The following is a 10,973-nucleotide window of genomic DNA, read 5'->3' on the forward strand; positions in this document are numbered from 1 at the left end:
GCGCCGCGGCGGCACTCGGCATCCCGCGCAAGACGCTCTACGACAAGCTCGCCAAGCTCGAAATCGACGTCACCCGTTTTCGTACCACGCAGCCGTCTGCGCAATCATCCACCGAGAGCTGAAGCGGAACCGGCTTTGTGGCCCACAACAGCCTTCACCCAAGCCGATCCTGCGACCGACGCGTGAGCGACACCAAGCCTCGGGTCAGGGCAAACTCCCCATGTTGGTCTGGTCGACGGTCGCATCGCCAGCCGTGCCACCGATCGGCAGAGTGACGCGGAAGCAGCAGCCGTCCCCGTCCTGCGCACGCACTTCGATACGTCCGTGGTGACGCTGAACAATGCTGTGCGAGAGTGACAGGCCAAGCCCGGTGCCCTGACCAACCGGTTTGGTGGTAAAGAACGGCTCGAAGACCCGGGCCAGATTCTCCGGGGCAATGCCCTTGCCATTGTCGCTGACTTCGACCCAGACGGTCTCCGCGTCGCAGCCGGTGCTGATGGTGATCCGGCCATACTCTTCGATCGCCTGCGCCGCATTGATTAGCAGGTTCATGAATACCTGATTGATCTGTGAAGGGGCACAGTTCACCAGCGGCAGCTCGCCGTATCGCTTCTCCACATTCGCCTTGTACTTGATTTCGTTCCAGGCAATGTTCAGCGTGCTTTCGAGACACTGATGCAGGTCACTCCACTGCCAGCTGGGCTCGCCTGGCCGCGAGAAATCCTTCAGGTCGAGTACGATGCGGCGTACGCGCTCCAGACCCTCGCGTGACTGGTCGACCAAGCGCTTAAGGTCCACGCACAGCTCCGTGTAACCGATCTCCTCCTTGATCTTGCGGACCCGACTCGCGCACTCACTGCTGTGCGATCCGTCTTGTTCGTAGGCATCCACCAGCCGCAACAGATCGTCGGCATACTCGCCCAATACGCCGAGATTGGAGAGCACGAAACCGACCGGATTGTTCACCTCGTGTACCACACCGGCGGCCAGTTGGCCGATCGCCGCCATCTTCTCGAGTTGTCCGATCGCCGCCACCCTCTCCGATTGTGACAGCTGGCTGTGCGCCTCCGCGAGCTTGCCCTGGGCGATCTTGTCTTGAGTCAGGTCGGTGAACACGCCCACCAGGTGCGTGAGAACGCCGTCGGCGTCGTGGATCTGCGTGATCGAGAGCGACTGCGGGTAGAGTGAGCCATCCTTGCGCCGGTTGATGACTTCCCCCTGCCAGGCGCCCTCTTCGAAAACCGACGTCCACATCCGCTCAAAGAAGGTGCGTCCATGCTCGCCAGAGCTAAGCAGACGCGGCGTCAGGCCGCGCGCTTCCTCTGCCGAATAGCCGGTAATCGCGGCAAAAGCGCGATTGACGCGGACGATGACGCCATCGGGCAAAGTGACGATGATGCCTTCCTGCGCGCTTTCGAACACCTGATCGGCCAGCGCCAGCTGCTCCTGCAGCGCGTAGCGGACCGTGGTGTCGCGCAGGCTGACGGCGGTTGCCGGCTGCCCGAGCCAATTAAATCTCGAGGCCCGCAGCTCGGCCCGACCGATACAGCCCGCACGATCGATGTACTCGATTTCGGCATGCCGGCCATCCAGCGTGATCGGCAGGCCAAGATCCCTGCCGACCAGTTCGCGGCCACCGAACATGTGATAGGCGCCACGGTTGGCGTAGAGCACGCTACCCGATACGTCCAGCACCATGACGCCGTCCGGAATCGCCTCCAGCAAACCAAGGACAGTGTTTTCGTCGTGCGACGGGGCTTGTTGAAGTGCTGGCAAATTCGTAGTCATCGATCGGTCCCTGCGTCGTCGCTTAAGCTGAAAAAGTAGTAGCGGTTTCTGCCAGCCCGCTTGGCTTGGTACATTGCCTGGTCGGCATCGCGCAACAAGGTATCGGCATCGGCCGCGTCTTGCGGATAAAGCGTCGCGCCAATGCTGGCGGACACTTCAAGGACGGCATCGCCAATCCGCACGGGTTCGGCGGCAACCTGCAACATGCGCGCCAGCACGGGCTCGCAATCCGCCGGGCGCTCCAGATCGATCAATACGGCGACAAACTCGTCGCCGCCAAGACGCGCCAGCGTATCGCCCTCGCGCAACACCTCCTTCAGACGCTGCGCGAGGGCGATCAGCAACTGGTCGCCAACGTCATGGCCGTGCAAGTCATTCACCGCCTTGAATCCGTCAAGGTCGAGAAAGGCCACCGCCAGCGAACGATTGCGCCGCTGGCTCTGGGCGCAGGCCAGCCGCATGCGGTCAGCCAACAGGACCCGGTTGGGCAAGTGGGTCAGGCCATCGTAGTGCGCGGCCTGTTCGAGCTGATGCTGTTGTTCTTTCATCATCGTGATATCGGAAAAGAAACCGACGTAGTTCTGCGTTTTGCAATCGGCATCGCGCACGCCGCTGATGGTCAACAACGCGGCATAGAAGTCGCCGTTTTTGCGCCGATTCCAGATTTCACCTGACCAATAGCCCAGGGTCGTCAGCCCGAGCCACATGCCGCGATAGAAGGCGGCTGCTTGTCGGCCCGAGGCGAACATGCTCGGGTTTTTGCCCAATACCTCTTCGCGGCTGTAGCCCGAAATTCGGCCGAAGGCGTCGTTGACCTTGATGATGGTGCCAGCGGCATCGGTAATCGCGATGCCCTCGCGGGCGTAGGTAAAGACCTTGGCCGCCAGTTCCAGTTCGGCCTCGGCCTGCCGCATGTGTTCGGCGATATCGGTGAGCACCACCAGATAGGCATCCCGCCCACCCCAGAGCGTCCTCTGGGCACGCACCTGCGCATAGCCGGGCCGGTTCCCGATCGAACGCAGAATCTGGATTTCAGTACCCTGGCTCTCGGCGACGACCGGCACCCCGAGGCCCGCGCCCAGAAGCTCCGCAGCCGGTTTGTTGAACAGTGCGCAGGCACTGGGGTTGCAGTAAAGCACCTTACCCTTCAGATCAAGAATCAGAATACCGTCACTGGTGGTCTCGACGATAGCGTTGAAGCGCTCACGAATTCCGTACCGCTGTCTCGTCCGCGCTGGCCCGGTTTCGTCAATCGACATCGCATACGCCCACCTGTCGACCTACTCGCCCAACTCTTCTCGGAACAGCGAGCCCATACGTTCGATGTCCGGTTGCGAGATCTGCATCGGCTGCCCGGAAAGGATCCCGGAAATGCCGTGGAACTGCGCACCGATGTGCATCCCCTGTCCATCGATGGCGTACTCCCTGATCCCCTTGTCATGCATCGAGCCACGCATCTTGAGCACCGTAATGCCCCGACGCATCTCGCCGAACATCTCCACGTATCGCAGCAGGAGAATCGAGTCGGTAATCGTGGAAATGTGCTCCTCGGTGATCGACGCGCCGCCAAGCAAGGTCGGTGTCGTGGACGAGAACAGCCCGACGATTTCCTGATGCTTGATGAACGAGGTGATCCCGATGACGAACTCTCTGAAGCTCTTGCCGGTAGACACTCGCTCCAGCGCTGAAAGGCTGTCCACCGCGACGCGGGTCGGTTTGAAAGCGCGAATCTCCCTCTTCATCCGGATCAAATGGTCCTCGAGCCCCATCACCTCAGGGTACACGCAAACCACCTTCAGCTTGCCTTCCTGCTCCATGGTCTCGAAATCCATGCCCCAGCCAGAAGCATTGCGAAAGAGTTGCTCGCGGCTTTCTTCGAAGGCAAACAACAGGCATTTATCGTCCTGCTTCTGCGCGCCGCTGACGAAGGCGGTCACCAATAGCGTCTTGCCGCAACCAGTCGCCCCCGAGACGAGGATGATCGAGTCGCGGAAGAAGCCGCCGCCGCACATTTCGTCAAGCGTGTCGTTACCGGACGTCACGCGCAAGGTCGACGACTTCTGCTCGAGCTTGGTCTCGGAGAGGGGAATGATCACCACGCCCTCGCCGGGAATGACGGTGAACGGGAACTCGCCCTTGGCGTGGTCGGTACCCCGGAACTTCAGGATCTCCAGCGTCCTGCGCCGCTTTTCGTCGTCGAGGACGTTTCGCAGAATGATCACGTTGTCGGCGACGAACTCCTCGACGCCAAAGCGGGCCAGCGGGCCGTACTCCTCCGTTCGCTCAGCCGTCAGGAGTGCCGTCACGGTCATTTTTTTCAGCGCCACTGCCATCCGATAGAGCTCACCACGAACCGTCGCCACATCCGAGAACTGACTGAATACCGCGCCCAGAGAGTCAACGGATACGCGTGTGGCCTGCACCTTGCCGACCGCATACTCGATGCGCGCCAACAGGGCGCCCAGATCGTAACTCCCGGCCTCGACAAGCTCCTGATCCGGTTGCGGGCTGGCGTCGACGAAGGCCAATTTGCCATCGCTCACGAACTGCTCGAGTTCCCAACCAAAGCTGAGCATATTGCTCATGATATTTTCCGGCGACTCTTCGAAGGTGACAAAGACGCCCCCCTCGCCCCGGCGGATCCCCTCGACAAGGAACTGGACGGCAAACACCGTCTTCGAGCTTCCCGCGGTACCCGACAGGAGGCAGGTTCGTCCCTTGGGCAGACCGCCCACAGAAACATGCTCGAAACCAGGAATGCCGGTTTCGAGCTTTTCCACCGCAGTGATCATTGAGGCCGACATGAGCTATTTCCCCTTTCTTTCGTTACCGTCAGCCACCACGGCGATGTCCAGCCCCAGCAAGACCTTCTCGGTATCACTGAGGTCCCCGATGACCCGCCGCAAGGGCGGCGGTAGCTCTTTTACCAGGGTCGGGGTGGCCAGGATCTTTTGATCCTCCGCCAACTGCGGCTGTTCCAGGACGTCGATCACGGTCATTTCGTACTTCCCCTGCAGTTCCTCCGCGCAGATCCGCTGCAGGTTCCTGATCCCTTTCTCCGAGCGCGACGTATGCCCCGTCACATAGAGGGTAAGTCTGAATTTGTTCATGTGGATCCCTTCTTCGGCCGGCTTTGCACTGCTCTTGTATTCGGTTCCCGCACCTTGTGGGCCGCGACGGGGACGCGGGAGTAGTTCTTGCGATAGAAAGACAGCAGGTCCCCCATCAGTTCAAGGACCAGGAAGCGCCCTTCTTCGATCATCGCCTTCGCTTTCATCGCCGGAACATTCTTGGATTTTCTGGTCAGGGTTTCGGAGTGCAATTCGGCAACGTCGCGCGCACCCGCCTGCAGATAGCCCAGATCCTCGGCGAGTGCCCGCAGCTGATCGGAAACGGGATGGTCCGCCTTGAGGGCCAGATTCTCCACCGCCAGCTCCAGTGTCTTGCCGTATCGTTGCACCAATTCGTCAAAAACGCTCTTGGCAGAGTGTGAAAGTGGCGCTGAACCATATAGGCCACCAACGACGGATAGTACAGGAGAGTTAGCCACCGTATACCTTCGCTCGAGCTCCTCCACGAGTTTCTCCGATTGCTGCAAGTGGAGGCGCGCTTCCTCGAGCGCCTCCTGGTCGATCTTGTGCTGGGTGAGGTCGGAGAAGATTCCGACCAGGTGCATCACCTGGCCATCGGCGTCCTGAATTCGCGAGATCGAGAGCAACTCGGGATAGAGCGAGCCGTCCTTGCGTCGGTTCACGATTTCGCCGTGCCAGAACCCTTGCTCGGTAATCGACTTCCACATCCGTTCGAAGAAGGCGAGATCGTGCTCACCGGATTTCAACAGACGCGGCGTATTGCCAAACGCTTCTTCAGCGGAGTAACCGGTGATTGTCGTAAAGGCGCGATTGACACTGACGATGACACCATTCGGTCGGGTGACGATGATGCCTTCGCGGGCGCTCTCAAACACCTGGCCAGCCAACGCCAATTGCCCCTCCATGGCACGTCGTTCGGTGATGTCACGCAGGCTGGCAACGGTGGCAGCTTGTCCCAGCCAGTTGAATGTCGCGGCACGCAGCTCGGCACAACCGGTTCGTCCCGCACTATCGATCACCTCGACGTCGGCATGACTTTCGCCCACCATGATCGGCAAGCCAAGATTCTTTCCCAGCAGCCGCCGGCCACCGAACATACGATGAGCGCTGTCATTGGCATAGAGAACGACTCCCATCGGATCCAGCACGATGATGCCGTCCGGCATTGCCGCGAACAGGCTTAGAACCGCCTCCTTGTCGAAAGACAGGTCTTCGTGAATTCTTGGACCCAGGCTCATCGGACGGTCAAGAGCTTATCGCTGGGGGAAAGCAGCGCGAATCATCGATCAGCCGCCGTCGCCGCTTGTTCCATCGCTGGCAATAATCGAAAGAATCTTCTCGGACTGGGCAATACCGCCGAGCAGCTTCAGTACCGGCAAGGGCACGATGCGTACCAGCGTGGGGGTCGCGAAAACGTCGCCCTGAAGCGCTTTCTCCGGTTCTTCGAGGACGTCGACCACGTCCAGCACCCAGTGGCCCGTGCCGACTTCGGCGTCCATCGTCCTGCCCAAAGTGGCGACTTGTTGCCGGATTTCGTCATTGACCCCGGCGACGTACAGCGTCAGTTGCAGCTTTCTCATGGCTTGCCTTCTTCTTTCGCGGGGGTCAATTGCTGTTGGTGATCGACTTTACGATCATGCGGATCTGATTGGGCGACAGTGGCTTTGCGGCGAGCTGAAAGCGAAGGCCGGCCTGCTTGGCCTGGCGCAGCCCTTCCATATACTCCTGGGCAAAAGCGGTGGCGACATAGACCGGTATCGTCGCATCCGCGGCCTGCAGGCGACGCAGCGTTTCGACGCCGTCCATGCCAGGCATCTTGAGGTCCAGGAACACCAGATCGGGACGCCGAGCAGCCGCAAGCTCCAGACCGAGCTGCCCACTGGCTGCCAGTTGGATATCGTAGCCATCATCCGCCAGCGCGAGTTCAAAAGCGTCGCGCACGGCGCGATCATCGTCGATCACCAGAATTACTGCTGCCGTCATCACGCTTCCTCGGGGAAAACATCCAGTTCAATGGAAAACACCGCGCCGCCGTCCGCCATGTCGGCCAAGGTCAATTTTCCGCCCGCATTGTCTATCAACTGACGAGAAACCGCCAGCCCCAACCCGGTGCCGCTGCCGGTCGCTTTGGTGGTGAAAAAAGGGTCGAAGATCCTGGCCTTGATCGCTTCCGGAACACCCGGGCCATTGTCGGCGACACGTAGCGCAGCACGCGCGTTGTCGAGCTGCTCAAGCGTGACGCTCACGCAATGGGGCACTGGCGATTCCTTGAAGGCGTGGCAGGCGTTGAACAACAGGTTGAGCAGCACCTGCTGGAGCGCATCGTGACCGCAACGCAGGCGCGGCACAGGCGCCGGCAGGCGGACGTCGAGTACGACCTCCGCCTGCCGGCTCTCGCCCTCGATCAGCACCAGCGTATCGGCAATGACTCGCGCCGGGTCGCAATTCTGGTCGGCGACCGAAAGCGGCATTCGCGAGAACACCAGCATGTTCTTGACGATGCGCGCAATGCGTTCGACTTCGCCGACGGCACGCTCAAGCATGGTGCGCGGCCGCCCCGGTTCCAGCTTTCCGATAGCGTATTCGAGATAGCCGAGGATGCCCATCAGCGGATTGTTGACTTCGTGGGCGACACCACCGACCAGCGTTCCCAGTGCGCTCAGTTTTTCCATTTGCAGCATTTGTGCCTGCGACTGCTCGAGTTCCTGGTAGGCCAATGCCAACTTCGAAGTGCGCTTGGCCACCTTTCGCTCCAGCGCCGAATTCAGTGCCTTCAACTCATCCACTGCCAGCGCTCGCTCGGCTTGCGCCTGATGCAAGCGCTCGGCCATGTCGTTGAAAGTACGGGAAAGCCTACCGAACTCGTTGGCACTGGTGATTGGCAAGGCCAATTGGAGATCGCCGATCGCCGCCCGCTCCAGTCCCGAGAGCAGGAGCTTGAAACCCTGATTCAGGCGTCGCGACAATAGAGCCAGCATCAGCATGCTGAGGACCGACAGGGCGACCAGCACGCTGACGATCTGGATAACCGCTGCGCGCTGAATGCGGTCGATGGACTGGCGCTGAAGGTCGGCAAGTTCTTGCACCTTGATGCGCAAGACATGAACGCCATGGGCCGACGGGGCACCCGTCGCGTCTTCATCTGCGATGGCCTGGCCATCGAGCAACAAGCTCATCAATCGGCCCTGGTCCGCAACGTCTTGGCGGATGGCATCGAGCAGACTGGCGCTCGCCGGCTCGCTGAAACGCGCCTCGGCCAGCAAGTTACCCAGAATGGCATACTGCTCGAGCAACTGCACGGCCGCTCGACTACTGCGGTTGAGTATGTACGCCTGATTCAGGATAATAAAACTGGAAATCTCGAGGCGGGCCTGCTCCGCGACCTCTGCCCCCTGGCGCGCCTGATCGACCTGCTTCCAGGAAATCCACAGGACCGCACCGACAAGCAGGGCACACACCGCCGGAAGCAGGGCCGCGAGTCGCAGTTGGGTTCGGATGAGCACGGCGCCAGGCTCAAAAAGCAATCGCGACCGGACAAGTGAGTTGAAGAGCTCGGCCGGTAGAACCAACAACAACCATCCGCCGCACTTGCACCTCATTCACCGTGCTGTTCATGCTCGGTCTCCTTGTCTGGAACTCCCAGGTACTTGATTTTCTTGCTCGCCCGCCCGCCACTTTTCCGGCCGCGCCCAAGGTCGGCTTCGTCCGACTATACCCCGATCCAGGTGCCATCACTGCCAGTCCGTTCGCTTCCCGGCGATCGGCGTACCGGCGGGCCAAGTCCGGCAGCAGTCGCCCCGCCATGCCCTTCTGGTGCGACCGGAACGCTGATGACGAAACAGATGCTTGCGGACCTCGTCGGTCAAGCCGAAGCGGCCGCCAGACTTCCCGCACGCCTACACAATACCCGCCTGCCGAAGCGCCGCAATCTGCGCGTCGCTGTGACCCAGTTCACGCAGCACGGCCGCGGTATCTTCCCCCAGCGCCGGCGGCGCCTTGCGATACTCGACCGGTGTCGCCGACAGATGAATCGGGTTGGCCACCTGCGGCGCGCTGCCGCCGTTGGCGTGCGGCATATCGAGACGCATGCCGCGTGCCTGCACCTGCGGGTCGGCGAACACACCGGCCAGGTCATTGATCGGGCCGCAGGGTACGGCGGCCTGCTCGAGCGCGGCAATCCATTCGGCGGTGCTGCGCTGCACGGTGGTCTGGCGCAGCAGCGGAATCAATTCCTGGCGGTTCCTGACGCGCGCCGCATTGCTCGCGAAACGCTCGTCGCCGGCCCATTCGGGACGTCCGGCGACGGCGCAGAAACGCGCGAACTGGCCGTCGTTGCCGATCGCCAGGATCATGTTACCGTCGGCCGTCGGAAAATCCTGATAGGGGACGATGTTCGGGTGAGCGTTGCCCATGCGCTTCGGCGCCGTCCCGGAAACCAGATAGTTCATCGCCTGATTGGCCAGGCAGGCGATCTGCACGTCGAGCAGGGCGAGGTCGATGTGCTGGCCGTCGCCGCAGCGGAAGCCCTCCCGGTCACGATGCGCCAGCGCAGCGAGAACGGCGTTGCCGGCGTAGAGACCGGTGAGAATGTCGGTCAGGGCGACGCCGACTTTCTGCGGCCCGGCGCCGGGCTCACCGTCCGCCGTACCGGTGACACTCATCAGGCCACCCATGCCCTGGATCAGGAAGTCGTAGCCGGCGCGCCCCGCGTAGGGTCCCTGCTGCCCGAAACCGGTGATCGAGCAATAGACCAGCTTGGGGTTGAGCGCGCGCAGGCTGTGCGGATCGAGGCCGTAGGCGGCCAGGCCGCCGACCTTGAAGTTCTCGATCACGACATCGGCGTCGCGCGCCAGTTGGCGGACGATCGCCTGCCCCTCGGGACGGGTGATATCGACCGTCAGCGAGCGCTTGTTGCGGTTGGTGCACAGGAAATACGCCGCCTCGCGCGTCGCCTGGCCGTCGCCATCGGCCAGCCATGGCGGCCCCCAGCCGCGCGTGTCGTCACCGCAGCCCGGCCGCTCGACCTTGATCACCTCGGCGCCGAGGTCGGCCAGCAACTGACTGGCCCAGGGGCCGGCGAGAACGCGTGAGAGGTCGAGTACGCGCAGGTGAGAAAGCGCGCCGCTGCCGCCCGGAACCGTTTTCGTGAGCATTCCCGGCGACTTCAGAAGGCCGCGATGCCGGTCTGTGCCCGGCCCAGGATCAGCGCGTGCACGTCGTGTGTCCCTTCGTAGGTGTTGACCACTTCCAGATTGACCATGTGACGGATGACGCCGAATTCATCCGAGATGCCGTTACCGCCAAGCATGTCGCGCGCCGTGCGGGCGATGTCGAGCGACTTGCCACAGGAGTTGCGCTTCATCATCGAGGTGATGTCCGGAGTCGCCGTGCCTTCGTCCTTCATTCGCCCGAGGCGCAGACAACCCTGCAAGGCCAGCGTGATTTCGGTCTGCATGTCGGCCAATTTCTTCTGGATCAGCTGATTGGCCGCCAGCGGGCGACCGAACTGCTTGCGGTCTAGCGTGTACTGGCGCGCCGTGTGCCAGCAGAACTCGGCGGCGCCAAGCGCACCCCAGGAGATGCCGTAGCGCGCCGAATCGAGACAGGTGAACGGACCCTTGAGACCTCTGATGTCCGGGAAAGCGTTCTCCTCCGGGACGAACACCTCGTCCATCACGATCTCACCGGTGATCGAGGTGCGCAGCCCGACCTTGCCATGAATGGTCGGCGCCGACAGACCCGTCATTCCCTTGTCGAGGATGAAGCCACGGATCGCACCGGCATCGTCCTTGGCCCAGACGATGAAGACGTCGGCGATCGGTGAATTGGTGATCCACATCTTGCTGCCCGACAGCCGGTAACCGCCGTCGACCTGGCGCGCCCGCGAGGCCATGCTCCCGGGATCAGAACCATGGTTGGGTTCGGTCAGGCCGAAGCAGCCGATCAAGTCTCCGCTCGCCAGGCGGGGAAGGTATTTGCGCTTCTGCGCCTCGGTGCCGAAAGCATGGATCGGCACCATCACCAGCGAAGACTGGACACTCATCATCGAGCGATAGCCCGAATCGACGCGCTCGACTTCACGCGCCACCAGCC

The 10,973-nt window shown here is 61.8% G+C and carries 10 protein-coding genes; all 10 read right to left on the reverse strand.

Annotated elements, in window-relative coordinates; all coding sequences use genetic code 11:
* Nucleotides 1–204: 204 nt before the first annotated feature.
* Nucleotides 205–1,788 carry an ATP-binding protein gene (locus RUW20_RS07870; RefSeq protein WP_313951651.1) on the reverse strand — a complete coding sequence of 528 codons (1,584 nt, stop codon included), beginning with the start codon at nucleotides 1,786–1,788 and terminating at the stop codon, nucleotides 205–207.
* A complete protein-coding gene (locus RUW20_RS07875; RefSeq protein WP_313951652.1) occupies nucleotides 1,785–3,047 on the reverse strand; it encodes a diguanylate cyclase domain-containing protein in 1,263 nt (420 codons plus the stop codon). The genes RUW20_RS07870 and RUW20_RS07875 overlap by 4 nt, the downstream gene beginning before the upstream one ends.
* A gap of 21 nt (nucleotides 3,048–3,068) precedes the next feature.
* A complete protein-coding gene (gene kaiC, locus RUW20_RS07880; protein WP_313951653.1) occupies nucleotides 3,069–4,592 on the reverse strand; it encodes a circadian clock protein KaiC in 1,524 nt (507 codons plus the stop codon).
* A 3-nt stretch (nucleotides 4,593–4,595) separates the two neighbouring features.
* Complete coding sequence (locus RUW20_RS07885) at nucleotides 4,596–4,898, reverse strand: circadian clock KaiB family protein (RefSeq protein WP_313951654.1); 303 nt, start codon at nucleotides 4,896–4,898, stop codon at nucleotides 4,596–4,598.
* The gene (locus tag RUW20_RS07890; protein ID WP_313951655.1) at nucleotides 4,895–6,118 is read right to left on the reverse strand and encodes a PAS domain S-box protein; all 1,224 of its coding nucleotides are present in this window, start codon (nucleotides 6,116–6,118) and stop codon (nucleotides 4,895–4,897) included. The genes RUW20_RS07885 and RUW20_RS07890 overlap by 4 nt, the downstream gene beginning before the upstream one ends.
* 48 nt (nucleotides 6,119–6,166) lie before the next feature.
* Complete coding sequence (locus RUW20_RS07895; RefSeq protein ID WP_313951656.1) at nucleotides 6,167–6,460, reverse strand: circadian clock KaiB family protein; 294 nt, start codon at nucleotides 6,458–6,460, stop codon at nucleotides 6,167–6,169.
* 25 nt (nucleotides 6,461–6,485) lie between these two features.
* Nucleotides 6,486–6,863 carry a response regulator gene (locus RUW20_RS07900; RefSeq protein ID WP_313951657.1) on the reverse strand — a complete coding sequence of 126 codons (378 nt, stop codon included), beginning with the start codon at nucleotides 6,861–6,863 and terminating at the stop codon, nucleotides 6,486–6,488.
* Nucleotides 6,863–8,383: an ATP-binding protein gene (locus RUW20_RS07905; RefSeq protein ID WP_313951658.1), complete on the reverse strand. Its 1,521-nt coding sequence runs from the start codon at nucleotides 8,381–8,383 to the stop codon at nucleotides 6,863–6,865. Before RUW20_RS07905 ends, RUW20_RS07900 begins: the two co-directional genes overlap by 1 nt.
* 393 nt (nucleotides 8,384–8,776) lie before the next feature.
* Nucleotides 8,777–10,033, reverse strand: a complete 1,257-nt coding sequence (locus RUW20_RS07910; RefSeq protein ID WP_313951659.1) for a CaiB/BaiF CoA-transferase family protein — start codon at nucleotides 10,031–10,033, stop codon at nucleotides 8,777–8,779.
* 11 nt (nucleotides 10,034–10,044) lie between these two features.
* Nucleotides 10,045–10,973, reverse strand: a 929-nt coding sequence (locus RUW20_RS07915) for an acyl-CoA dehydrogenase family protein (protein WP_313951660.1), incomplete at its 5' end; no start/stop codon positions are given.

The organism is Accumulibacter sp. (assembly GCF_032229525.1).
GTDB lineage: Bacteria > Pseudomonadota > Gammaproteobacteria > Burkholderiales > Rhodocyclaceae > Accumulibacter.

What these genes read in the sequence shown, in the direction of transcription:
- RUW20_RS07890 (WP_313951655.1), bottom strand. Translation starts at nt 6,118, where the DNA reads ATGAGCCTGGGTCCAAGAATTCACGAAGACCTGTCTTTCGACAAGGAG.
- RUW20_RS07910 (WP_313951659.1), bottom strand. Translation starts at nt 10,033, where the DNA reads ATGCTCACGAAAACGGTTCCGGGCGGCAGCGGCGCGCTTTCTCACCTG.
- RUW20_RS07900 (WP_313951657.1), bottom strand. Translation starts at nt 6,863, where the DNA reads ATGACGGCAGCAGTAATTCTGGTGATCGACGATGATCGCGCCGTGCGC.
- kaiC (WP_313951653.1), bottom strand. Translation starts at nt 4,592, where the DNA reads ATGTCGGCCTCAATGATCACTGCGGTGGAAAAGCTCGAAACCGGCATT.
- RUW20_RS07895 (WP_313951656.1), bottom strand. Translation starts at nt 6,460, where the DNA reads ATGAGAAAGCTGCAACTGACGCTGTACGTCGCCGGGGTCAATGACGAA.
- RUW20_RS07875 (WP_313951652.1), bottom strand. Translation starts at nt 3,047, where the DNA reads ATGTCGATTGACGAAACCGGGCCAGCGCGGACGAGACAGCGGTACGGA.
- RUW20_RS07870 (WP_313951651.1), bottom strand. Translation starts at nt 1,788, where the DNA reads ATGACTACGAATTTGCCAGCACTTCAACAAGCCCCGTCGCACGACGAA.
- RUW20_RS07885 (WP_313951654.1), bottom strand. Translation starts at nt 4,898, where the DNA reads ATGAACAAATTCAGACTTACCCTCTATGTGACGGGGCATACGTCGCGC.